This is a genomic window from Streptomyces viridosporus T7A, from assembly GCF_008704515.1.
GTDB classification, from domain to species: domain Bacteria; phylum Actinomycetota; class Actinomycetes; order Streptomycetales; family Streptomycetaceae; genus Streptomyces; species Streptomyces viridosporus.
Window position 1 is genome coordinate 3,702,482 of sequence record NZ_CP023700.1, and the last position, 22,643, is coordinate 3,725,124.

The window sequence follows — 22,643 nt, forward strand, 5'->3', positions numbered from 1 at the left end:
GCCTGCCCGGAAATCCGTTGCCGGTCGCAGGCCCGCCGCGGCCCGGAGGCTACTCGTTGGCGGCCCGGGGCCGGTCCCCGTCCTCGTACTGGTCGAAGAGCGGGGTGCGACCGCGCTCCCGGGACCGCCGGGCCGACACCGCCCGGCGGTCGGTGCGTCCCTCCTCGCCCACCTGCTCCCCCGCGCCGCCCGGAGCCGGCTCCGCCTCCCCGGCGGCGGCCGGTGCCTCCTCGGGCGGGACGGCGCTGGAGCGGGCCGAGCTCCAGGCGTCCGGTGCGCCGAGATCCACGTCACTGGTGGCGCGCGGCGCGACCGGGGCGGTCACGTACGTGGGCAGCGGCACCGGGACCGGGTCCCAGCTGTCGCCGCCCTGGCCGGGCCGCCGCTCCCGCTCGCGCTGCTGGTCGACCCACTCCGCGTGGTCGGTCTGCTCGACGAGCGCGCGCCGGTCCGCGGCGAGCGCGGAGAGGCCGAGGTCCGGGTCCGGGGCGACCCCGGCTTCCGGGCCCTCCGGTTCGTCGGCGTCGGCGTCCTCGAGCGCCGGACGGCGGCGCGGCCGGCGCTCGCGCAGGCGCTGGGCGGCCATCTCGGCCTGGCGGCGGTCCATCTGGTACGTGAAACGGCGGCGCTCCTGGGAGCGCAGATACGCGATGTACGCGCTGAGCAGCACCGCGGGCACGCCGGGCGCCCACAGGAAGGTGAGTCCGCCGACCGCCGCGACGATCGCGCCGAGCGTGAAGGCGAGGAAGAGAAGCGTGGTGGTGCGCCGGCGGCGGGCGAGCACCTTCGAGCGCCGGGCGCGTGCCGCGGCGGCCTGCGCCGCGCGGGCCTCCTGTGCCTCCTGGGTCCCCCGGGGCGCGGGTCCGCGCCGGGCGGCCGGGACACGCGCGAGGGCCGGGCCGGGTTCGGGTCCGTGCCGGTCCACCCGGTCCGTCCGTTCCACGTGCTCGGGCGAGGACCGGTCGGACCGCTGCTCGGGTACCGGATCCGGCCGCTCCTCGGGGAGGGACGGCACGGGCACCTGGGTCTGCGGGCGGGTCTGGGACACGGCGAAGGCCCGGACGTCCACCGAGTCGGTGATCGCGTCCGGGTCGTGGACGCTCGGCTCCTCCTCGTCGGCGGAGCGCGCCCGCAGGTCCTTGGCGTACCGGCGCTCCATGCCCGCCCGTCCGGACAGCAATCGGATGGCGGTGCTGAAGCGTTCCGTTGGACGGGCCTCGTTCAGCTCGTCCTGCCTACGGAGCCACATCGGCACCAAGTAGGCGGCCCAGGCCCCGACAATGACTGCGTAGATGAGGCCGCTGCTGCTCACGCCTCACACGGTAGAGGGGTTTGCGTGGGGCCATCTGCCAATTGGGCCGGTGTGTCGCACGATCTGGCTGATATTTCGAACTTTTTGTGCGACGCATGCGATCAGCGGACCACCAGACCCGGGAATTCCCGGCCGGAAGACGGTCGGCTCCGCTCAATTTCGAACATATATTCAATTTCCCGGGGCGTGCGGTATTCCGGGGTGGGGTCGCTCGTTCCCGGATCGATCACTTCCGGACAGCTCGCTCCCCGACCGCTCACGCCGGGAGCGTGCCCGGCGCCAGCGGTCGAGCAAACCGTCGGGGACTTCTTCCGCCGTGAGCGCGAAGACGAGATGGTCGCGCCAGGCTCCGTCGATGTGCAGATAGCGCGGGCGCAGCCCCTCCTCGCGGAATCCGAGTTTCTCCACGACCCTGCGGCTGGGCCTGTTCTCCGGGCGAATGCAGACCTCGATGCGGTGCAGTCCGACGGTGCGGAAACAGTGGTCCACGGTCATCGCGACGGCCGTCGGCACCACCCCGTGGCCGGCCACCGCCTCGTCCACCCAGTAGCCGATGTGCCCCGAGCACATCGAGCCCCAGGTGATCCCGGCGACGGTCAACTGGCCGACGAGGCGTCCCTGGTACTCGATGACGAACGGCAGCATCCGGCCCGCGTTCGCCTCGGACCTGAGGTGGCGGACCATCTGACGGTAGGTCGGCCGGTGGGTGACCGGACCCGCGGGCGTGGGCGGCGGGATGGTCGCCTCCCAGGGCCGCAGCCAGTCGCGGTTGCGCCGGTTGACCTCGCGCCAGGCCTTCTGGTCGCGCAGCTTTATCGGCCGGAGGACGATGTCGCCGTCCACCAGTTCGACGGGCCAGGAGAGGCGGTTCAGCTCGCACCCCCGCCACTGGCGTCCGGCCGGGGGTGGTCACCGCCGCGCAACTGGTCGACGGCGTGCCTCAGCAGCGGCTCCAGCACGGCCAGGCCGTCCTTCACCCCGCCGCTGGAGCCGGGCAGGTTGACGATCAGCGTCCGGCCCGCGACTCCCGCCAGCCCGCGGGAGAGGGCGGCCGTCGGCACCTTGTCCCGGCCGTACGCCCGGATGGCCTCCGCGATGCCGGGCACCTCGTGGTCGATCACCCGCCGGGTCGCCTCGGGGGTGCGGTCGGTGGGCGAGACGCCGGTGCCGCCGGTGGTGACGACGACGTCGTACCCGGCGTCGGCGCCCGCGCGCAGGGCGGCCTCCACGGGGTCGCCGTCCGGGACGACCCGGGGGCCGTCGACGGCGAACCCGAGGCGCCTCAGTCCCTCGGCGATCAGCGGGCCGCCCGTGTCCTCGTAGACACCGGCGGCGGCCCGGTTGGAGGCGGTGACCACGAGGGCGCGATAGCTCATGCCCGGCTCCAGTCGCCCGACTTGCCGCCCGTCTTCTCCTCCACCCGCACGTCCGTGATGACCGCCTCCTTGTCGACCGCCTTGACCATGTCGATCACGGTGAGCGCGGCGACGGACACCGCGGTGAGCGCCTCCATCTCGACGCCGGTGCGGTCCGTCGTCCGCACGGTCGCCGTGATCTCCACGGCGTCGTCCGCGACCGACAGGTCCAGTTTCACACCGGACAGCGCCAAGGGGTGGCACAGGGGGATCAGATCGGGGGTGCGCTTGGCGCCCATGATGCCCGCGATCCGCGCGGTGGCCAGGGCGTCGCCCTTGGGGACGCCCTCGCCGCGCAGCAGCTCGACCACGCGGGGGGAGACGAGGACCCGGCCGGTGGCGCGGGCGGTGCGCGCGGTCACGTCCTTGCCGGACACGTCGACCATGCGCGCGGCGCCCGCCTCGTCGAGGTGGGTCAGACGGCCTTGCGTACGGTCGTCCTGCTCAGGGGGTCCGGGGGTGTTCCCCGGGGACGGTACGGTCATGCTTGATCGGCGCTCCCGGTCCTGGCCCGCCGCGGTGCGGCGCACGGGCCTGCTGTGCGCGACACGGTACCGCCAACCCCTAGGGCTCAGCCGAGCAGGACCACCTCGACCTCGGTGCCCGGCGCGACGGACTCGACGTCCTCGGGGACGACGATCAGCGCGTTCGCCTGGGCGAGGGCCGCCACCAGGTGGGATCCGGCGCCGCCCACCGGGGTCACCGCGCCGTCCGCGTACCGGCCGCGCAGGAACTGGCGGCGGCCCTTCGGCGAGGTCAGCGCCCCGTCCGCGGTGAGCCTCGCGCGGGCCCTCGGCCGGTGGACGTCCGTCAGGCCCATCAGGGTGCGGATGGCGGGGCGGACGAACAGCTCGAAGGAGACGTAGGAGGAGACCGGGTTGCCGGGCAGGGCCAGCAGCGGGGTGTGGTCGGGGCCGATGGAGCCGAAGCCCTGGGGCTTGCCCGGCTGCATGGCGAGCCTGCGGAAGTCGATGCCGCTGCCCGGCTCGTCCTCGTCGTCCACGGACGACAGCGCCTCGCGGACGACGTCGTACGCCCCGACGCTCACGCCCCCGCTGGTGACCATCAGGTCGGCGCGCACCAGCTGGTCCTCGATGGTGTCCCGCAGGGTCTCGGGGTTGTCGGCGACGGCGCCCACCCGGTAGGCGATGGCGCCGGCGTCACGGGCGGCGGCGGTGAGGGCGAAGCTGTTGGAGTCGTGGATCTGGCCGGGGCGCAGCTCCTCGCCCGGCTGGACGAGTTCGCTGCCGGTGGAGAGCACGACCACGCGCGGGCGCGGGCGCACCCGGACCGTGCCGCGGCCGATCGCGGCCAGCAGGGAGATCTGCGGCGGGCCGAGGACGGTCCCGGCCGCCAGGGCGCGGTCGCCGGCCCGGACGTCGCTGCCCTGGGCGCGCACGTGCGCGCGGGCCGGTGCCGGACGGTGGACCCGCACCTGCCCGGTGGCGCCCTCCGGGGCGAGGCCGCGGGCGCGCATCTCGGTGACCGGGCCCGCGCCGAGGCCGCCGTCGGTCCACTCCACGGGGACGACGGCCTCAGCGCCCGGCGGGAGCGGGGCGCCGGTCATGATGCGGGCCGCCTGGCCGGGACCGACGTGGAGGAGGTCGGCCTGACCGGCCGCGACGTCCCCGACGACGTCGAGGACCGCCGGGTGCTGCTCGCTCGCGCCCGCGACGTCCGCGACCCGCACCGCGTACCCGTCCATGGAGCTGTTGTCGAACGGCGGCAGGGACACCGGCACCGTGACGTCCTCGACCAGGACGCAGCCCTGGGCGTCGAGGAGGTTCAGCTCGATGGGCTCGAGGGGGCGGACGGTGGCGAGGATGTCGTCCAGGTGCTCGTCCACCGACCAGAGGTGGTCCGGACCTGCGGCACGGGGCGCGGCGGTGCTCAACGTTCCTGCATCTCCTCGGTGACGTAACGGCGGAGCCAGGCCCGGAACTCCGGACCCAGGTCCTCACGTTCGCACGCGAGACGGACAATGGCACGCAGGTAGTCGCCGCGGTCGCCGGTGTCATAGCGGCGGCCCTTGAAGACGACGCCGTGCACCGGGCCGCCGATCTTCTCGTCCGCCGCGAGCTGCTGGAGGGCGTCGGTGAGCTGGATCTCGCCGCCGCGGCCCGGCTCGGTCTGCCGCAGCACGCCGAAGACGGCCGGGTTCAGGACGTAGCGGCCGATGATGGCGTAGTTGGAGGGGGCGTCGGCCGCTTCGGGCTTCTCGACCAGGCCGGAGACCCGGACGACGTCGGAGTCCTCGGTGGTCTCGACGGCGGCGGACCCGTAGAGGTGGATCTGCTCGGGGGCCACCTCCATGAGCGCGACGACGCTGCCGCCGTGCTGCTCCTGGACCTCGATCATCCTCCGGAGCAGGGGGTCGCGCGGGTCGATCAGGTCGTCGCCGAGGAGGACGGCGAAGGGCTCGTCGCCGATGTGCGGCGCGGCGCACAGGACGGCGTGGCCGAGGCCCCTGGGGTCGCCCTGGCGGACGTAGTGAATGGTGGCCAGGTCGCTGGACTCCTGCACCTTGGCGAGCCGGTCGGCGTCGCCCTTCTTCTCGAGGGCGGACTCCAGCTCGTAATTGCGGTCGAAATGGTCCTCCAGGGGGCGCTTGTTGCGGCCCGTCACCATGAGGACGTCGTCGAGGCCCGCGGCGACCGCCTCTTCGACCACGTACTGGATCGCCGGCTTGTCGACGACCGGCAGCATTTCCTTGGGAGTGGCCTTGGTGGCCGGCAGGAACCGGGTGCCGAGACCCGCTGCTGGGATGACAGCCTTGCTGATCCGAGGGTGCGACTGAATCATGCCCGTCACCCTAGCCGGTGCCCTTGTACGGAATCTGTGGCTCCGGACTTTTAAAGCTCATATGAGCATATTGGAACGGTACGGGGACAATCTTGAAACACGACACACGCGCGAACGACCCTGACAAACGAGCATGGCGACGGGAAATCCTCAGGGTGAGGAATGAGTTGACGGCGGATGTCCTGCGGGAATCCGCGACCGCCCTGGCCCGGCAGGCGCTCGGGCTGCCCGAACTGGCGCACGCGCGCACGGTGGCGGCCTATGTCTCCGTGGGGAGCGAACCCGGCACGCTCGCGCTGCTGGACACGCTGCGCGCCCGGGGCGTACGCGTACTGCTGCCCGCCCTGCTGCCCGACGACGACCTGGACTGGGGTGCGTACACCGGCGAGGACTCCCTCGTCCGTGTCCGGCACGGCGGGAGGATGACGCTCTGCGAACCGGCCGGGGATCGCCTCGGACCGGACGCCGTGACCGGGGCGGACGTCGTCCTGCTGCCGGGCCTGGCCGTCGACGCGCGCGGGATGCGGCTGGGGCGCGGCGGAGGCTCCTACGACCGGGTCCTCGCCCGGCTGGAGCGCGCGGACGCGCACCCGGCGCTGGTGGTGCTGCTGTACGACTCCGAGGTCGTCGAGCGCGTCCCCGCGGAACCGCACGACCGGCCGGTGCACGCGGTGGTGACGCCGTCGGGGGTGCGGCGGTTCGGCTGAGCCCCCGTGGGCCGGTCCGGTTCAGGTGATGCGCCGGGACCGCTGATACGCGAAGGCGGCCGCCACGTGCGCGTGGCGGCCGCCTTCCTCCGTCGGACCGGTCCGGTCAGGGCTTGAGCTGCAGGGTGTCGCGGGTGCCCTTCTCGACCGCCTTCTCCGAGAACGGCCACTCCAGCAGCTCGCCCTCGGCCCACTTGTCCGTCTGGTCGACGTAGTGGGCGCTGTAGGCGTGCCCGGAGGCGCCGCTGAGGTTGATCCACCGCGACTTGTCGAGGTCGCCGAGGTTGACCACCATCCGCATGGACGGCACCCACACGACCCCGTAGCCGCCGGCGGCGTTCCAGCCGGTCGCGTTGACCGTCGCCTCGCCGCCGCCGAGCTTCCACGGACCGCGGTTGAGGACGTACTGCAGGAAGCCGGGGCCCTCGGTGCCGAGCGTCTGGTTCTCCAGGAACAGGCGGTGCAGCCGGCCCCAGCTCCAGCTGTCGATGTCCTTGCCGAGCTCGGCGGTCAGCTCCCAGCGGGCGTCGATCATGGCGCGCCGGAACAGCTCGTCACGGTTGTCCGCGGCCGGGCGGGTGCCCCTCTTGGGGGTCTTCCACCAGTCGCTGTCCTCCTCGTCCATCAGCCTGCGGACCACCTCGAACCAGCGGTCGCCGCCGTCGGGCTGCGCCTGGTCGGCGTCGCGCTGACCGCACTCGCGCACCTTGCCGGCCTCGTCCGCGGGCCCGGTGGTGTTGACCGGCTCGACCCACAGGCACTGGCCCTTGACCCGCAGCTCCTTGGGCAGCTTGTTGCCGAAGCCGAGCTTGAGGATGTTGCGCCAGACGGAGTTGAAGTAGGCGGCGGCCGCCGAGTCGGCGTCCTGGGTGTAGTCCCAGCCCTCCAGCAGCTTCTGCGCCTCGCGCACGTGCTGGTCGTCGATGTCGATCTTGAGCAGCTCGGGGACGATCAGCTTGGCGATGGAGCTGCTGTTGTCGAGCTGCATCTGCCGCATGTCGTCGGTGGAGATCTTGCCGCCGTCCTTGATCTTCGACTGGATCAGGTCGTTGATCCGCTGGCTGCGGGCGCCGTAACCCCAGTCGGTGGTGAGCGTGTAGGGGTAGTCCTTGCCGACGACGGCCTGGTTGGCGGTGACGATGTAGCCGCGCTCCGGGTTGTACTCGTAGGGCAGCGCGTCCTGGTCGACCCAGCCGGTCCAGCGGGAGTCGGGGTCCCAGCCGGGCGCGGGGACGGAGCCGTCGTGGTCCTCCGCGCGGGTCGGGATCTTCCCGGGCAGCGTGTAGCCGATGTTGCCCTCGGTGTCCGCGTAGACGAGGTTCTGCGAGGGCACCTCGAACAGGGTGGCCGCCTCGCGGAAGTCGTCCCAGTCCTTCGCGCGGTTGATCGCGAAGACGGAGTCCATGGTGCGGCCCGGGTCCAGCGCGGTCCAGCGCAGCGAGACGCCGTAGCCGTCGCCCCGGTCGGGGGCGGCGCTGTCGACGGTGGCCTTCTTGCCGGTCCTGACGAGGTCGTCGGAGCGGTCGGAGAGCAGGGGGCCGTTGCCGGTCTCCCGCACGACGATCTTCCGCGCGCTGCCGCCGGCGACCTCGATGGTCTCCTCGCGCGTCTTGAACGGCACCACCTTGTCGCCGTACTGGTAGCCCTCTCCGGTGATCTTCTCCAGGTAGAGGTCGGTGACGTCGACGCCGGAGTTGGTCAGGCCCCAGGCGATGTCCTGGTTGTGGCCGATGATGACGCCGGGCAGACCGGCGAAGGTGTAGCCGGTGACGTCGTACTGGCACTTGGCGGAAACGCTGCGGCAGTGCAGGCCCATCTGGTACCAGACGGACGGCAGCGAGGCCGACAGGTGCGGGTCGTTGGCGAGCAGCGGTTCGCCGGTGATGGTGTGCTCGCCGGCGACCACCCAGGAGTTGGAGCCGATGCCGTCGCCGTTGACGCCGACAGCGGTGGGCAGGTCCTGCAGGACCTGCTGGAGACCGGCCAGCTGGCTCTCCAGGCCGGACCCGTCGGTGCCGGTCCCCGCACCGGTGCCGGTGCCCGTGCCGACGCCGGTCCCGGCGCCCGTGCCCGTACCGGTCCCGGTGCCCGTGCCGACGCCCGTCCCCGCGCCCGTGCCGGTGCCGGTGCCGGTCCCGACGCCCGTGCCGGCGTCCGTACCGGTGCCGGTGCCGGTGCCGCCCGTGCCCTCACCCTGCTCGTAGGCCCCGGTGAACTCGTTGTACCGGCCCTCCTGGATCACCGGCTTGTTCCGGTCGTACGGGTACGCCGGGTACAGGTCGGCGATCTGCTCCGGGTCGAGGCGGCTGGTCAGCAGGGCGCGGTCGATCTCGTCCTGCATGTTGCCGCGCAGGTCCCAGGCCATCGCCTTCAGCCAGGCCACCGAGTCGACCGGGGTCCACGGCTCGGGCCGGTAGTCGTTGACGAAGCCCAGCGCCGCGTACTCCAGGGAGATCTCCTTGCCCTCCTTGCCCTCCAGGTAGGCGTTGACGCCCTTGGCGTACGCCTGGAGGTACTTCTTCGTGGCGGGGGAGAGCTTCTTGTCGTACTCCTGCTTCGCGACCCGGTCCCAGCCGAGGGTGCGCAGGAACTCGTCGTTGTCGACCTGGCCCTTGCCGAACATCTCCGACAGGCGCCCGGAGGTCATGTGCCGGCGCACGTCCATCTCGTAGAACCGGTCCTGCGCCTGGACGTAGCCCTGCGCCATGAACAGGTCCTCGTCGGAGGAGGCGTAGATCTGCGGGATGCCGTGGCCGTCGCGCTTGACGTCGACGGTTCCCGACAGGCCCTGCAGCGTGATCGAGCCCGTGGTCTGCGGGAAGGAGGCGCGCACCGTGCTGACGGACCAGTACGCCCCGTAGACGACGCCGCCGATCAGGGCCAACACCAGGACGAGCACGACCAGACGGGCTTTGCGCCCCTTCTTCTTGCCGGACTTGTTCTTCCCGCCGGACGTGCCGGCCTGCTGACCCGGGGAGACGGTGGTGTCGGTGGGCATCGCTGTCCTTGCTGTCCTAACGCGAGCGGCAGGTCGAGGCTGTGCTTTTAACTGAGCGCTGGAGCAACGATAGGCGCAGGGCCCCGCAGCCCTTGACGCGGAGTCGCGAACCAGCCCGGACGAGCGTTCGATCCCGCCTTCACCGGCGTCAAGAAAGCGTCAAGAATTAGGTAAGGTAACGAAGTAGTTTGCCGCGGCAGCGGTGGATCGCATGCGATGTACGTGCACCCCACGCGCGAGCGCGCCTGGGTCGGGGAAGGGAACGGCCGCTGACTGTCCACCACCTCAACCAGCTCCTGCTCATCTGCTCGATCGTCCTGCTCGTCGCCGTCGCGGCAGTCCGGATCTCCTCGCGCAGCGGGCTCCCCAGCCTGCTCGTCTACCTGGGCATCGGCATCGCCCTGGGCCAGGACGGCATCGCCCACGTCCACTTCGACAACGCCGAGCTGACCCAGGTCATCGGATACGCGGCCCTGGTCGTGATCCTGGCCGAGGGCGGCCTGGGCACCAAGTGGACCGAGGTCAGACCGGTCCTGTCCTCCGCCGCCGTGCTCGCGCTGGTCGGTGTCGCGGTCAGCGTCGGGGTCACGGCGTCGGCCGCGCACTTCCTGATCGGGCTGGAGTGGCGGCAGGCGCTCATCATCGGCGCGGTGGTGTCCTCGACCGACGCGGCGGCCGTCTTCTCGGTGCTGCGGAAGATCCCCCTCCCCAGGCGCGTGACGGGCACGCTGGAAGCCGAGTCCGGCTTCAACGACGCCCCCGTCGTCATCCTGGTCGTCGCCTTCTCCACGGCCGGTCCGGTCGAGCACTGGTACCTGCTGATCGGCGAGATAGCCCTGGAGCTGGCCATCGGTGCCGCCATCGGACTCGCGGTGGGCTGGCTCGGCTCCTGGGGGCTGCGGCACGTGGCGCTGCCCGCCTCCGGTCTCTACCCGATCGCCGTCATGGCCATCGCCGTCGCCGCCTACGCGGCCGGCGCCCTCGCCCACGGCAGCGGTTTCCTCGCCGTCTACCTCGCCTCGATGGTGCTGGGCAACGCCAAGCTGCCGCACTGGCCCGCCACGCGCGGCTTCGCCGACGGGCTCGGCTGGCTCGCCCAGATCGGCATGTTCGTCCTGCTCGGCCTGCTGGTCACCCCGCACGAGCTGGGCGACGACATCGTGCCGGCGCTGGTCATCGGGCTGGCGCTCACCATGGTGGCCCGCCCGCTGAGCGTCGTGCTGTGCCTGGTGCCGTTCCGGGTGCCCTGGCAGGAGCAGGCGCTGATGTCGTGGGCGGGGCTGCGCGGGGCCGTGCCCATCATCCTGGCGACGATCCCGATGGTGCAGGGCGTCGAGGGGAGCGAGCGGATCTTCAACATCGTCTTCGTCCTGGTCGTCGTCTACACCCTCGTCCAGGGCCCGACGCTGCCCTGGCTGGCCCGCAAGCTGCGCCTGGGCGAGGAGTCCGGGGCCGCCGACCTCGGCATCGAGTCGGCGCCCCTGGAGCATCTGCGCGGACACCTGCTGTCGATGGTCATCCCGGACACCTCGAGGATGCACGGCGTGGAGGTCGCCGAACTGCGGCTGCCCGCCGGGTCCGCCGTCACCCTCGTCGTGCGCGAGGGGGAGTCGTTCGTCCCGCTGCCCACGACGATGCTGCAGCACGGGGACGAACTGCTCGTTGTCGCCACCGACCCGGTGCGGGACGCCGCCGAACGGCGCCTGCTCGCGGTGGGCCGCGGCGGCAAGCTGGCCGGCTGGCTGGGCACCGACAGCGCGCCGGCGTAGCACCGGCACCACCGGCACCACGGACGCCCCGGGCCCGCCCCTCCCCCGTCCGCCGGCGCACGCGCCCCGGGGTGCCCGTTTTCACAGGCACACGGAGCACCGGTACCTGTACGATGCAGGCGACCCCCAGATGACCTGATCGAACCAACTCTGCCTGACGCAGAGCTGGCGCGACCGTATGGCGGCCGGAACGCCCTGAGCTGTGGCACCGGCATCTACCGCAGTCAGCGCAAGAGGACAGCTCTCGGCGCCCCGCCCGCCCCGCGCGGGCCGCGCTACCAGGCGGCAGAAAGGCACGGGCCGTGGCATCCACGGTCACCACGTCGAAGGACTCGGCGGCCACCTCCCGCCCGGGATACGGCCAGCTGCTGCGCACGCGCGGCGCCTGGACCTTCCTGCTCCCCGGCTTCGCGGCACGCCAGCCGTTCGCGATGCTCACCCTCTCCATCGTGCTGCTGGTGCAGCACACCACCGGCTCCTACGGCGCGGCCGGCGCCGTCGCGGCCGTCACCGGCGTCTCCATGGCGCTGTTCGCTCCCTACAGCGGCCGCCTGGCCGACCGTCACGGGCAGCGCGCGGTCCTCGTGCCCGGCGTCCTGGTGCACGCCCTGTCCGGGCTGACCCTGACCGCGCTGGCCCTGAACGACGCCCCCCTGTGGGCGCTGTTCGCCGCCGCCGTGCCCACCGGCGCCTCGGTGCCGCAGGTCGGGCCCATGGTGCGCGCCCGCTGGGGCGCGAAGCTCAAGGACTCCCCCCTGATGACCACGGCGGCGGCCTTCGAGTCCGTCACCGACGAGTTCACCTTCGTCGTCGGGCCGCTGCTGGCCACGGCCCTGTGCACGGCCGTCGACCCGGCCGCGGGTCTCGTCACCGAGGCCGCGCTGACCCTGGTCGGCGGTCTGCTGTTCGCCGCCCAGCGGGGCACCCAGCCGAAGACCTCCGCCGACGGCCGGGCGCGCGTGGAGCACGCCTCCGCGCTGCGCGTCCCCGGGGTGCGCGTGCTGATCGTGACCTTCCTGGGCATCGGCTCCGTCTTCGGCGGCATGCAGGTCTCGCTGGCCGCGTTCACCGAGTCGATCGGCGAACCCGGCCTGAACGGCGTCCTGTACGGGATCTTCGCCGCGGGCAACATGGTCTCCGGCATCGCCTGCGGGGCCATCGCCTGGAAGGCCGCCCCGCAGCGGCGCCTGGTCATCGGGTACGCGGCGCTCGCCGTGACCGCCTCGGCCCTGTGGACCTCCCAGTCGGCGCTGCTGCTGGCCGGCCTCGGCCTCCTGGTCGGCATGAGCATCGCGCCGTCCCTGATCACCGGTTACACGCTGGTGGAGGACCTGGTCCCGGCCGGTGCCCGCACCGAGGCCTTCACCTGGCTGACCGGCGCGGTCGCGCTCGGCCAGGCCGCCGCCGTCACCATCGCCGGACAGCTGGAGGACCGCCTCTGGGACGGCGCCGGTTTCCTGGTGCCGATGGGCGGCACGGTGCTCGCCCTCGCGACGCTGCTGGCGCTGCGGTCGCGGCTGGTGCCGCCCTCGCACGGGCGCACGGTCGCGCGTGGCATGGATCACCGCGCCCCCGCCGCAGTGGACTGAACGCAGGGAATAGGTCAGTATGGATCGTCGTTAGCACTCATCGAGTGAGAGTGCCAGGAGGAAGACAGTGCCCACCTACCAGTACCAGTGCACCGAGTGCGGCGAGGGCCTCGAGGCGGTGCAGAAGTTCACCGACGACGCCTTGACCGAGTGCCCCAGCTGCCAAGGTCGTCTGAAGAAGGTGTTCTCGGCGGTCGGCATCGTCTTCAAGGGCTCCGGCTTCTACCGCAACGACAGCCGCGGCTCCTCCTCGAGCAGCTCCCCGGCGTCGAAGTCGTCGGACTCCTCGTCCTCCTCGACTTCTTCCTCGACGTCCTCCTCGGGCTCCGGCTCGGGTTCGAGCACGTCGGCCGGCTCCAGCAGCTCCAGCGCCACCACCGCCGCGTAGGACCGCACTCCCGCGGAACCACCGCCGCGCAGGACCGCACTCCCGTGAACCCCGTCGCCGTACGACGACGGGGTCCTCGGCGCTTCCGTGTCCGGCTAGGGTGCGGAACATGGCGAACATGGCGACGGCCGAGATCGGCGTGATCGGCGGCTCCGGCTTCTACTCCTTCCTCGACGACGTGACCGAGGTCCGGGTGGACACCCCGTACGGGGCCCCCAGCGACTCCCTCTTCCTCGGCGAGGTGGCCGGCCGGCGGGTCGCCTTCCTCCCCCGGCACGGACGCGGCCACCACCTGCCGCCGCACCGGATCAACTACCGGGCCAACCTGTGGGCACTCAGGTCGGTCGGGGTGCGCCAGGTGCTCGGGCCGTGCGCGGTGGGCGGTCTGCGCCCCGAGTACGGACCGGGCACGCTGCTGGTGCCGGACCAGTTCGTGGACCGGACGAAGTCCCGGGTGACCACGTACTTCGACGGGCTGCCGCTGCCCGACGGCACGGTGCCGAACGTGGTCCACGTGTCCCTGGCCGACCCCTACTGCCCCACGGCACGCACGGCCGCGCTGAAGGCGGCGCGCGGCCGGGACTGGGAGCCGGTGGACGGCGGCACGCTGGTCGTGGTGGAGGGGCCGCGCTTCTCCACCCGTGCCGAATCGCTGTGGCACCGGGCGCAGGGCTGGTCGGTGGTGGGCATGACCGGACATCCCGAGGCGGCGCTCGCCCGTGAGCTGGAGCTCTGTTACGCCTCCCTGACCCTGGTCACCGACCTCGACGCCGGCGTCGAGACCGGGGAGGGCGTCTCCCACGACGAGGTGCTGCGGGTGTTCGCCGCCAACGTGGACCGGCTGCGGGGCGTGCTCTTCGACGCGGTGGCCGCGCTGCCGGCGACGGACGAGCGGGACTGCCCGTGCGCGTCGGCGCTGGGCGGGATGAACCCGGGGTTCACGCTGCCGTAGGGCGGAGGGTGTGCCCGCCGGGGCGGGCACGGCGGGCGGAGCCTCTCCTTCGGGTGAGGGGGATGTCCACAGACCGATGGCACGTCCACAGGGCCGGGCGGAGCGCGGCGCGGGGCCCCATCGTGGGGATCGCAAGCCGATCCCTCCCCGCAGGTGGTGGTCCCGTGTCCTTCCGTCCGTCGCCCTCCTCCCCCTCCCCTCGCTCCCCTTCCCCGCTCTCCTCCTCCCCCGTGGTGCCGCGCCCGCCCGGCGTCGACGTCCCTCCCCGCTGCGAGGTGCCGCACTTCGCCCCCGTGCGGGTGCGCGGGGGCCTGCTGCACCCGGGCCGGCTCACCCGGCACCGGAGGCGGGCCGTGGCGGTCGGCCTCGCGGTCACGGCGGCGGCGCTCGTGGCGGCGGGCCCACGGGACACCGACCGGTCCCGCGGGCATCCCGGCGGGTCCGCGTCCGCCCGCGCGGCCACGGCCGCCGCCGGAGACCGTCCGGTACGGTCCCGGCGGGCCGGGGAGACGGTCACCGCACCGGTGCGGATCGCCGACGCGGCCACGGTGCGGCTGCTGCGGCCGGGCGACCGGGTGGACGTGATCGCCGCCGAAGAGGCGGTGTCCGGCGGAACGGCCCGCGTGGTCGCGCGCGGGGCGCGGGTGACCGACGTGCCGGAACCGCTGGAGGGCGCGGGCGACGGCGGGGCCCTGGTGGTGCTGTCGGTGCCGCGCTCCACCGCGGCCGGGCTGGCCGGCGCGAGCGCCACGGCACGGCTGGCGGTGACCCTGTGGTGAACCGTGCCCCTTCGAGCCGCTTCCCCGGGTCCGGTGCCTTCTCCGGGCGACCCGGTGGGACAGGTCGGCCCGGCCCTGGCGTAGGTTGCGGAGCGTTTTGTTCCGCGCGTTGTGCGCACGAGAGGGGGCCCCGGGGTGAGCGAGAAGAAGGAATCCGGCGTCTGGCAGGGCTTCAAGGCCTTCCTGATGCGCGGGAACGTCGTCGACCTGGCCGTGGCGGTGGTGATCGGCGCGGCCTTCACCAACATCGTCAACTCGGTCGTGAAGGGCGTGATCAACCCGCTGGTCGGCGCGTTCGGCACCCAGAACCTGGACAGCTACAGCTCGTGCCTGAAGGGCCCCTGCGAGGGCACCGGCGACGCCGCGACGGGCGTGCGGATCCTGTGGGGGTCCGTCCTCGGGTCGACGCTGCAGTTCCTGATCACCGCGGCGGTCGTCTACTTCCTGATGGTGCTGCCGATGGCCAAGTACCTGGCCCGGCTGGAGGCCCGCAGGAAGGCGAAGGAGGGGACACAGGAGGTCATCGAGGTGTCCGAGCTGGAGGTGCTCAAGGAGATCCGCGACGCCCTCGTCTCGCAGCGCGGCTCCGACGTCTCGCAGCGCGGCTCCGGCCACGGCGAGCGTTAGGGCCCGCCCGGCGGGATCAGATGTGGTGGGGCGGCTTCTCGTCGAGGAAGCGCTTCAGGTCGGCCGCGCCGTCACCGGAGGGGCGCTCGCCCCACCCGCGGTCGGTGTCGTCCGAGGTCTGCTGGTCCAGCGGGTCGTCGAAGACCAGCGCGGGCTTCGGCTCGCGCGGCCGGGGGTCGGGGGCGGTGCTCATGCGTCCAGGGTACGGCTCCGCGCCGGCCGGGCGGTCCGGCGCGGATCGGCCGGCCGGCGCCCGGACGGCCCCGCGCGGCCCCGCGGGCGCGGACGTGCCGCGCCGGGGCGTACCTCGCCGACGCGGGGCGGGCGGCGCCGGGGCCGTCGTCAGCGGACGACGTCGAAGACGTTCTTCTGGATGCCGTTGGCGTACGCCTCGTGCTCGACGAGCCGCAGCTTCTGGGTGTCCTTGTCCGTGTCGCTGAACAGGCGCTTGCCCGCGCCGAGCAGGAGCGGGAAGACGAGCAGGTGGTAACGGTCGATCAGGCCGGCGTCCGAGAGGCTCCGGTTGAGGGTGGCGCTGCCGTGGACGATGATCGGGCCGCCCTCGGTCCCCTTCAGCGCGGCCACCTCGTCGAGCGAGCGCAGGATCGTGGTCTCGCCCCAGTCCGGGACCAGGGCGTCCTCGGTGAGGGTGGTCGACACCACGTACTTCGGCATCGCCTTGTAGTCGGCGAACTCCTCCATGCCCGGCCAGACCGGGCTGAACGCCTCGTAGCTGACGCGTCCCAGCAACAGCGCGCCGGCTTCCCGCTGTTCCCGGTCCTTGATGTCGTACGCCTCCGGGAGGAACTCCACGTCCTTGAACGTCCATCCGGAGTTCCGGTAGCCGGGCTCGCCGCCCGGAGCCTCCACCACGCCGTCGAGCGAGACGAAGGCGGTGCTGATCAGGGTGCGCATACGGGGTCTCCTCAGTGTTCCGTGGCCGGCGCCCGGCCGGTCGTCCGGTGCTTGCCGCGGCCGGTCTCGCGGCCGTGGCACACCGTCCACCACTGATCGACCGCAAAGCGCGGGAAAACTCATCGGTCCCCACCCGTTCCCCGGCGGCCGGGCCGTGCGGGACCGGCACGGCGGCCGGGCCACACTGACGCCATGACGAATGACGCTCTGACGGATGTGGCCGGCCTGCGGGTGGGGCATGCGACGCGTACCGGCGGCGGTTGGCTCACCGGCACCACGGTCGTGCTCGCGCCGGAGGGCGGGGCGGTGGCCGCGGTGGACGTGCGCGGCGGTGGTCCCGGCACGAAGGAGACCGACGCGCTGGATCCGCGCAACCTCGTGCGGAAGGTCGAGGCGATCGTGCTGACCGGGGGCAGCGCCTACGGGCTCGACGCGGCGTCCGGGGTGATGGCCTGGCTGGAGGAGCGGGGGCGCGGGGTGCGCGTCGGACCGGATCCCGCGCACGTGGTGCCGGTCGTACCGGCCGCCTGTGTCTTCGACCTGGGTCGGGGCGGCGACTTCCGGGCCCGGCCGGACGCGGCCACCGGCCGGGCCGCGGTCGAGGAGGCGGCGGCGAGCGGGCCCGGGGCGCGGGTGCCGCAGGGGTGCGTGGGCGCCGGTACGGGGGCCACGGTCGGGCCGGTGAAGGGCGGGATCGGCACCGCGAGCACGGTGCTGGAATCCGGGATCACCGTGGCCGCGCTGGTGGTGGCCAACGCGGCGGGGTCGGCGGTGGATCCGGAAACGGGGTCGCTGTACGGGGAGTTGTTCCAGGGCCGGGTGCGTCCCCCGGAGGCGCGGGTGCACGAGGCCGCGCTGCGGCGGCTCGCGGAGCTGTCCGAGCGGAACGCGCCGCCCCCACTCAACACCACGCTCGCGGTGGTCGCGACCGACGCGGACCTGTCCAAGGCGCAGGCGCAGAAGCTGGCCGGCACCGCGCACGACGGCATCGCACGGGCCGTGCGTCCGGTGCACCTGCTCAACGACGGCGACACGGTGTTCACCCTCGCCACGGGAGAGCGCCCGCTCGACGCGGCGGACCCCCTCGCCCTGAACGACGTCCTCGCGGCGGGCGCGGACCTGGTGACCCGCGCGATCGTACGGGCGGTACGCGCCGCCGAATCGGTGGACGGCCCGGGCGGAGCGTGGCCGTCGTACGGGGAGCTGTACGGCGAGTTGCACGGCGACGGGTGACGGGCCGGGGCGCGGTGGCGCGCCCACCGTCCCGCCCCGGCCGGGTGATTGTCCCGGTTCCGTCACGGTGGGCCGTTCACGGGAGGCGGAGGGAACCCCGGCGGGTCCCGGCCCCCTCTTCCTTCCCGTCATCGAGCGGATCACCCGACATCACACGAACCTGGAGCAGCCCGTGACAAGGCCGGACATCGCACCGCGGCGCGCACTGGCGGCCTGTGCCGCCCTGGTGGTCGGCGCCCTCGCCCTCACCGCGTGCGGCGGCAGCGCGGACACGGGCGGCGGCAACGACGGCAAGGGCGGCGCGGACTCCCCGAAGACGTCCGTCGCGAAGATAGCCATCTCGGCGAAGGACGGCTCGACCGGCGCGTCCATCAACACCACCGGGGTGAAGGTCAGCGAAGGCCGGCTGACACAGGTGCGGATGACGGTGGCGGAGACCGGGGAGGCGGTGGCCGGCGCGGTCTCCGCCGACGGGCGCGCCTGGAAGCCGAAGGAGCAACTGGAGCGCGGGACGAAGTACCGGATATCGGCGACCGCCGAGGACGGCGACGGCCGCACCGCGGCGGCCGACTCCGTCTTCACCACCGTCACCACGGCGAACAGCTTCATCGGCACCTACACGCCGGACGACGGCGCCACGGTCGGGGTGGGGATGCCGGTGTCGTTCACCTTCGACAAGGCCATCACCGACAGGAAGGCCGTGCAGTCGCGCATCACCGTCACCTCCAGCAGCGGACAGGAGGTGGTCGGGCACTGGTTCGACTCGCAGCGGCTGGACTTCCGGCCCCAGGAGTACTGGAAGGCCGGATCCAAGGTCACGATGAAGATCGACCTGGACGGCGTCGAGGGCGCGAACGGCATCCACGGGGTGCAGAAGAAGACGGTCACCTTCACCGTCGGGCGCTCCCAGGTCTCCACGGTCGACGCCGCCACCCAGACCATGACGGTGGTGCGGGACGGGGAGACGGTCAGGTCCGTCCCGATCTCGGCGGGTGACGCCCAGCACACCACGTACAACGGGCAGATGGTGATCTCCGAGAAGTTCACCCGGACCCGGATGAACAGCCAGACGGTCGGCCTGGGCTCCGAGTACGACATCCCGGACGTGCCGCACGCGATGCGGCTGACCCGGTCCGGCACCTTCATCCACGGCAACTACTGGTACAACAAGGCCAATCCGCCCTTCGGCCGGCAGGGCACCAGCCACGGCTGCGTGGGCCTGCAGGACGTACAGGGCACCCAGGGCGACACACCCGGCAAGTGGTTCTACGACAACTCCCTCGTCGGGGACGTGGTGATCGTGAAGAACTCCCCCGACACCACGGTCGCGCCGGACAACGGCCTCAACGGCTGGAACATGGGGTGGAGCCGGTGGACGGCGGGCAGCGCCGTCTGACCGAAGGGCGTCGACACACAGGCCGGGCAGGCTTTTTGGGGTCCGGAGCGGGCCGCGTGGGAATTTTTCGCGCGGCCCGCTCGTTTTCCCGCCGTACGTTTTCTCGGTTCCCGGACACGATGTCCGACCGAGGGGCTACGGTATGCACCCACAAGGTGACATGCAGCAACGCCGGGAGAAACCTTGAGCGTTCCGTACGAGACGGCAGCGTACGAACCACCCGAGTCGCCGGAGGAGCACCTCACGCGACTCCTCGGCCGCGCCCTGAACTCCTTCGAGCTGCCCGACGAGGTGATACGGCGGCTGGACTGCGCGCTGGCGTACGACGGTTCGCTGTACTCCGCGCACCACAGCGCGGGCCTGCACCGCGAGACCTACCGGCACACCTGGCTGCTGGCCGACGGCTCCGCGCTCACGCTCTGGGAGCTCGTCCACAACACCGCGCCGGGCAGCGAGCCGCAGCACGAGCTGTACGTGGACGAGGAGGAGCTGCGCACCGCCACCTCCCGGCTGCCGCTGCCGCCGGACGCCTCGGACTTCGAACTGCCGGTGGTGGTGCAGCTCCCCCCGGTGCCCGCGCCCCGGCACGTGTACGTCCCCGACGGCTCGGCGGACCACGCGCGCCGCTTACTGCGGCGCGCGGAGAACACCGACCGGCCGGGCTCGGAGACGGCCCGGCTGCTGGCGACGGCGTTCGCGTACCAGATCACACAGGCCTTCGGCCGCCCGTCCCGGGCGGGTCGTCCGGCGCTGTGCTTCTCGCTCTACGAGCACGCGTTCCTGCTGCGTGACGGCAGGGAGGTCTCCCTGTGGGAGGTCGAGCACACGGCCACGCCCGACGGGCGGCACATGTGCGAGGTGTACGTCACCGAGGACGCGGCCCGGGAGGCGATGGAGCGGCGGGCGACGCAGGTTCCCTGACACCCGCCGACGTCCCCCGGCACCCGCCGACGCCTCCTGACGCCCCCTCCGGTCCCAGCCCCACCCGCCGGCGGCGTTCAGCCGTCTTCGCCGAAGCGCCGTACCAGCCCCGCGAACGCGTCGCGCTCCGCCGGGGTGAGCCGTACCGCCTCCGCACACGGACCCGTCTGCCGCTGTCGCGGTATCACCGGGATCGCCGGGACCGGCATGCCTCCGTGACTCCCGTGCCGCCCGTGCCGTCGAACGGCCTCGGCGTGCTCGCGCTCCCGCGTCCTGCGCCCGCGTCCGCGCCGCAGCGCCTCCGCCAGGCCCGCCGTGCAGGCCACGGCCACCAGGGTGAGGGCGGCGGCACCCGTCACCCTCAAGATCGCGTCGTGCTCAGACATGCGCCCCAGTACACACCACGGTCCGGGGCCGTGGCCCCGGACCGTGAGAAGAGTGATCTATCTCGCACTACGCATGAACCGCTCACATCACCCAAAAGGAACAAGACGCCGATGCTGCGCGGGCGTCCCGCCCGGGTGCGTCACGCGGCCACCGGCTGCTCCTCCCGCGCCGACGGGGCCGGCGTGCCGTCGGGACCGGCCGTGTCCGCTCCCGTGACCGGCTTGCGCAGGCCCTTCAGGACGATCACCAGGGCCGCCGTGACACAGACGCCCGCGGCGATGGCGACCAGGTAGAGGAACGGGTTGCCGATCAGCGGGACCACGAAGATGCCGCCGTGCGGGGCGCGCAGCGTGGCGCTGAAGGACATGGACAGGGCTCCGGTGACCGCGCCGCCCACCATCGAGGCGGGGATCACGCGCAGCGGGTCGGCGGCGGCGAACGGGATCGCGCCCTCGGAGATGAAGGAGGCGCCCAGCACCCAGGCGGCCTTGCCGTTCTCCCGCTCGGTGCGGTTGAAGAGCTTGCCGCGGACCGTGGTGGCCAGGGCCATCGCCAGCGGCGGGACCATGCCGGCCGCCATCACCGCGGCCATGATCTTCATGGCGGAGTCGCTGGGGTTCGCGACCGCGATACCGGCGGTGGCGAAGGTGTACGCGACCTTGTTGACGGGGCCGCCGAGGTCGAAGCACATCATCAGGCCGAGCAGGGCGCCGAGCAGGATGGCGTTGGCGCCGGTGAGACCGTTCAGCCAGTCGGTCATGGCCTTCTGCGCCGAGGCGATGGGCTTGCCGATGACCACGAACATCAGGAAGCCGACGACCGCCGAGGAGATCAGCGGGATCACCACCACCGGCATGATGCCGCGCAGCGCCGCCGGGATCCGCACCTTCTGGATCGCGAGCACCACCCCACCGGCGATCAGACCGGCCGCGAGACCGCCGAGGAAGCCGGCGCTGATGGTGAGCGATATCGCGCCGCCGACGAAGCCGGGCACGAGGCCGGGCCGGTCGGCCATGCCGTAGGCGATGTAGCCGGCCAGGACCGGGACGAGGAAGCCGAAGGCGACGCCGCCGATCTGGAAGAGCAGGGCGCCCCAGCTCGCGGCCTGGGTCCACACGAAGTGGTCCATGACCGACGGCGCCTCGTTGATCTCGTACCCGCCGATCGCGAAGCCGAGGGCGATGAGGAGACCGCCCGCCGCGACGAACGGGACCATGTAGCTGACGCCGGACATGAGCCAGGTGCGCAGCTTGGTGCCGTAGCCCTCGCCGGGCCCGCCGGCGCGCTCCACGGGCGAGGTGCCGGACCCGTCGGTCGCGCCGGACCCGTCGGTCGCGGTGACCTCGCCGCGCTCGGCCTTGCCGCGGACCTCGGTGATCAGGTCGGCGGCCCGGTTGATGGCCGCCTTGACGCCGGTGTCGACGGTCGGCTTGCCCGCGAAGCGGTCCTTCTCCCGCACGGGCACGTCGTGGGCGAAGATCACGCCGTCCGCCGCCGCGATCACGGCCGGGTCGAGCCGGGTGAACCCGGCCGAGCCCTGCGTCTCGACGACGACCTCGACGCCCGCCTCCCGTCCGGCGTTCTCCAGTGACTCGGCCGCCATGTAGGTGTGGGCGATGCCGGTGGGGCAGGAGGTGACGGCGACGATCCGGAACGGGCGGTCCGCGCCGGTCCCGGCGTCGTCGATGCCCGTGGCGGCACCGGCGGAGGCCGCCGCCGGTGCCGTCACGGAGTCTGCCGAGCCGGAACCCGAACCGGAAGCAGGCCCGGAACCGGAACCGGAACCGGAAGCAGGCTCGGAACCGGACTCGGAGCCGGATGCGGAGCTACTGCCGGACGCCGCCGGTGCCTTCGCCGCGTCCGCGGCGGTGCTCCCGTCGGCCGTGGGCGGCTCGTCCCCGCGGATGAGCGCCGCCGCGGCCGACGCGTCGTCCACCGACCTGAGCGCGTCGGTGAACTCGGCGTTCATCAGCTGCCGGGCCAGCGACGACAGGATCGTCAGATGGGCGTCGTCCGCACCGGCCGGTGCGGCGATGAGGAAGATCAGGTCGGCGGGGCCGTCCGCCGCGCCGAAGTCGATCCCGGCGGCGCTGCGCCCGAAGGCGAGCGTCGGCTCGGTGACGTGCTCGCTGCGGCAGTGCGGGATGCCGATGCCTCCGTCGAGGCCGGTCGGCATCTGCGCCTCGCGGGCCGCGACGTCGGCGAGGAAGCCCTCCAGGTCGGTCACCCGACCCAGGGCCACCATGCGTTCGGCGAGGGCGCGCGCCGCCGCTTCCTTGGTGTCGGCGGACAGGTCGAGATCGACCAGGTCCGCGGTGATCATGTCACTCATCGCGGGCTCCTTCGCACGCGTACCGCCCGTGCGGTGGGGTGGGCGGAAAGGGGGACGGGGGTGCGGTGGGGGGCGGTGAAGAAAGGGGGAGGGCGGGGCCGGGGCGTGCCCGGTCCCGGGG

At 72.7% G+C, this 22,643-nt stretch carries 21 protein-coding genes; 10 read left to right on the forward strand and 11 right to left on the reverse strand.

Features of this window, described 5'->3' with window-relative positions; genetic code table 11:
- Positions 1 to 49 precede the first annotated feature (49 nt).
- The 6 genes from sepX to galU form a co-directional block, all read right to left on the reverse strand.
- Positions 50 to 1,312, reverse strand: coding sequence for a divisome protein SepX/GlpR (sepX, locus tag CP969_RS17045; protein WP_004986907.1), 1,263 nt, complete (start codon positions 1,310 to 1,312; stop codon positions 50 to 52).
- Positions 1,313 to 1,483: 171 nt separating this feature from the next.
- Entirely contained in the window at positions 1,484 to 2,155 is a 672-nt protein-coding gene (locus tag CP969_RS17050; RefSeq protein ID WP_016825869.1) for a GNAT family N-acetyltransferase, read from the reverse strand.
- A 26-nt stretch (positions 2,156 to 2,181) separates the two neighbouring features.
- The gene (locus tag CP969_RS17055; RefSeq protein ID WP_016825868.1) at positions 2,182 to 2,688 is read right to left on the reverse strand and encodes a MogA/MoaB family molybdenum cofactor biosynthesis protein; all 507 of its coding nucleotides are present in this window, start codon (positions 2,686 to 2,688) and stop codon (positions 2,182 to 2,184) included.
- Positions 2,685 to 3,212 (reverse strand): cyclic pyranopterin monophosphate synthase MoaC, encoded by a 528-nt coding sequence (moaC, locus tag CP969_RS17060; protein WP_004986902.1) that lies wholly within the window; start codon positions 3,210 to 3,212, stop codon positions 2,685 to 2,687. The genes CP969_RS17055 and moaC overlap by 4 nt, the downstream gene beginning before the upstream one ends.
- Positions 3,213 to 3,298: 86 nt before the next feature.
- Positions 3,299 to 4,621, reverse strand: a complete 1,323-nt coding sequence (glp, locus tag CP969_RS17065; protein WP_016825867.1) for a molybdotransferase-like divisome protein Glp — start codon at positions 4,619 to 4,621, stop codon at positions 3,299 to 3,301.
- Entirely contained in the window at positions 4,618 to 5,529 is a 912-nt protein-coding gene (gene galU, locus CP969_RS17070; RefSeq protein ID WP_004986897.1) for a UTP--glucose-1-phosphate uridylyltransferase GalU, read from the reverse strand. The genes glp and galU overlap by 4 nt, the downstream gene beginning before the upstream one ends.
- A gap of 92 nt (positions 5,530 to 5,621) precedes the next feature.
- Between galU and CP969_RS17075 the strand changes: the two genes are divergently transcribed.
- Positions 5,622 to 6,236, forward strand: coding sequence for a 5-formyltetrahydrofolate cyclo-ligase (locus CP969_RS17075; protein WP_004986894.1), 615 nt, complete (start codon positions 5,622 to 5,624; stop codon positions 6,234 to 6,236).
- A 106-nt stretch (positions 6,237 to 6,342) separates the two neighbouring features.
- Here the strand turns inward: CP969_RS17075 and CP969_RS17080 are convergent, their stop codons facing one another.
- On the reverse strand, positions 6,343 to 9,234 hold the full coding sequence (locus CP969_RS17080; protein ID WP_016825864.1) for a penicillin acylase family protein: 2,892 nt from the start codon (positions 9,232 to 9,234) through the stop codon (positions 6,343 to 6,345).
- A gap of 188 nt (positions 9,235 to 9,422) precedes the next feature.
- Here CP969_RS17080 and CP969_RS17085 point away from each other — a divergent pair, with 188 nt between their 5' ends.
- The 6 genes from CP969_RS17085 (at position 9,423) to mscL (ending at position 15,338) form a co-directional block, all read left to right on the forward strand.
- On the forward strand, positions 9,423 to 11,003 hold the full coding sequence (locus CP969_RS17085) for a potassium/proton antiporter (protein ID WP_004986885.1): 1,581 nt from the start codon (positions 9,423 to 9,425) through the stop codon (positions 11,001 to 11,003).
- A gap of 302 nt (positions 11,004 to 11,305) precedes the next feature.
- Positions 11,306 to 12,592, forward strand: coding sequence for an MFS transporter (locus CP969_RS17090; protein WP_016825863.1), 1,287 nt, complete (start codon positions 11,306 to 11,308; stop codon positions 12,590 to 12,592).
- 67 nt (positions 12,593 to 12,659) lie between these two features.
- Positions 12,660 to 12,980 carry an FmdB family zinc ribbon protein gene (locus CP969_RS17095; RefSeq protein WP_026085112.1) on the forward strand — a complete coding sequence of 107 codons (321 nt, stop codon included), beginning with the start codon at positions 12,660 to 12,662 and terminating at the stop codon, positions 12,978 to 12,980.
- Between the two features lie 109 nt (positions 12,981 to 13,089).
- The gene (locus CP969_RS17100) at positions 13,090 to 13,932 is read left to right on the forward strand and encodes an S-methyl-5'-thioadenosine phosphorylase (protein ID WP_016825860.1); all 843 of its coding nucleotides are present in this window, start codon (positions 13,090 to 13,092) and stop codon (positions 13,930 to 13,932) included.
- Between the two features lie 164 nt (positions 13,933 to 14,096).
- Positions 14,097 to 14,711, forward strand: a complete 615-nt coding sequence (locus CP969_RS17105) for a CpaB family protein (RefSeq protein WP_223887081.1) — start codon at positions 14,097 to 14,099, stop codon at positions 14,709 to 14,711.
- A 135-nt stretch (positions 14,712 to 14,846) separates the two neighbouring features.
- Positions 14,847 to 15,338 (forward strand): large conductance mechanosensitive channel protein MscL, encoded by a 492-nt coding sequence (gene mscL / locus CP969_RS17110; protein WP_016825858.1) that lies wholly within the window; start codon positions 14,847 to 14,849, stop codon positions 15,336 to 15,338.
- Between the two features lie 16 nt (positions 15,339 to 15,354).
- Here mscL and CP969_RS17115 read toward each other — a convergent pair whose 3' ends face one another.
- Positions 15,355 to 15,531, reverse strand: coding sequence for a hypothetical protein (locus CP969_RS17115; RefSeq protein ID WP_016825857.1), 177 nt, complete (start codon positions 15,529 to 15,531; stop codon positions 15,355 to 15,357).
- A gap of 149 nt (positions 15,532 to 15,680) precedes the next feature.
- The gene (locus CP969_RS17120; RefSeq protein WP_016825856.1) at positions 15,681 to 16,253 is read right to left on the reverse strand and encodes a dihydrofolate reductase family protein; all 573 of its coding nucleotides are present in this window, start codon (positions 16,251 to 16,253) and stop codon (positions 15,681 to 15,683) included.
- A gap of 192 nt (positions 16,254 to 16,445) precedes the next feature.
- Here CP969_RS17120 and CP969_RS17125 point away from each other — a divergent pair, with 192 nt between their 5' ends.
- From CP969_RS17125 to CP969_RS17135, 3 genes are all read left to right on the forward strand, one after another.
- Complete coding sequence (locus CP969_RS17125; protein ID WP_004986860.1) at positions 16,446 to 17,486, forward strand: P1 family peptidase; 1,041 nt, start codon at positions 16,446 to 16,448, stop codon at positions 17,484 to 17,486.
- Positions 17,487 to 17,658: 172 nt separating this feature from the next.
- Positions 17,659 to 18,882 carry a L,D-transpeptidase gene (locus CP969_RS17130; protein ID WP_026085110.1) on the forward strand — a complete coding sequence of 408 codons (1,224 nt, stop codon included), beginning with the start codon at positions 17,659 to 17,661 and terminating at the stop codon, positions 18,880 to 18,882.
- Between the two features lie 183 nt (positions 18,883 to 19,065).
- Entirely contained in the window at positions 19,066 to 19,803 is a 738-nt protein-coding gene (locus CP969_RS17135; RefSeq protein WP_016825852.1) for a DUF6227 family protein, read from the forward strand.
- A 77-nt stretch (positions 19,804 to 19,880) separates the two neighbouring features.
- On the opposite strand, the gene CP969_RS17140 is transcribed toward CP969_RS17135, so the two are convergent.
- Complete coding sequence (locus CP969_RS17140; RefSeq protein ID WP_004986852.1) at positions 19,881 to 20,189, reverse strand: hypothetical protein; 309 nt, start codon at positions 20,187 to 20,189, stop codon at positions 19,881 to 19,883.
- Positions 20,190 to 20,329: 140 nt separating this feature from the next.
- On the reverse strand, positions 20,330 to 22,522 hold the full coding sequence (locus tag CP969_RS17145) for a PTS fructose transporter subunit IIABC (protein WP_016825850.1): 2,193 nt from the start codon (positions 22,520 to 22,522) through the stop codon (positions 20,330 to 20,332).
- Positions 22,523 to 22,643: the final 121 nt, after the last annotated feature.

Bases quoted from the DNA above. Each gene is read 5' to 3' on its own strand.
- CP969_RS17055 (WP_016825868.1), bottom strand. From the start codon at position 2,688: ATGAGCTATCGCGCCCTCGTGGTCACCGCCTCCAACCGGGCCGCCGCC.
- moaC (WP_004986902.1), bottom strand. From the start codon at position 3,212: ATGACCGTACCGTCCCCGGGGAACACCCCCGGACCCCCTGAGCAGGAC.
- galU (WP_004986897.1), bottom strand. From the start codon at position 5,529: ATGATTCAGTCGCACCCTCGGATCAGCAAGGCTGTCATCCCAGCAGCG.
- CP969_RS17080 (WP_016825864.1), bottom strand. From the start codon at position 9,234: ATGCCCACCGACACCACCGTCTCCCCGGGTCAGCAGGCCGGCACGTCC.
- CP969_RS17100 (WP_016825860.1), top strand. From the start codon at position 13,090: ATGGCGAACATGGCGACGGCCGAGATCGGCGTGATCGGCGGCTCCGGC.
- CP969_RS17115 (WP_016825857.1), bottom strand. From the start codon at position 15,531: ATGAGCACCGCCCCCGACCCCCGGCCGCGCGAGCCGAAGCCCGCGCTG.
- CP969_RS17120 (WP_016825856.1), bottom strand. From the start codon at position 16,253: ATGCGCACCCTGATCAGCACCGCCTTCGTCTCGCTCGACGGCGTGGTG.
- CP969_RS17125 (WP_004986860.1), top strand. From the start codon at position 16,446: ATGACGAATGACGCTCTGACGGATGTGGCCGGCCTGCGGGTGGGGCAT.
- CP969_RS17140 (WP_004986852.1), bottom strand. From the start codon at position 20,189: ATGTCTGAGCACGACGCGATCTTGAGGGTGACGGGTGCCGCCGCCCTC.
- CP969_RS17145 (WP_016825850.1), bottom strand. From the start codon at position 22,522: ATGAGTGACATGATCACCGCGGACCTGGTCGATCTCGACCTGTCCGCC.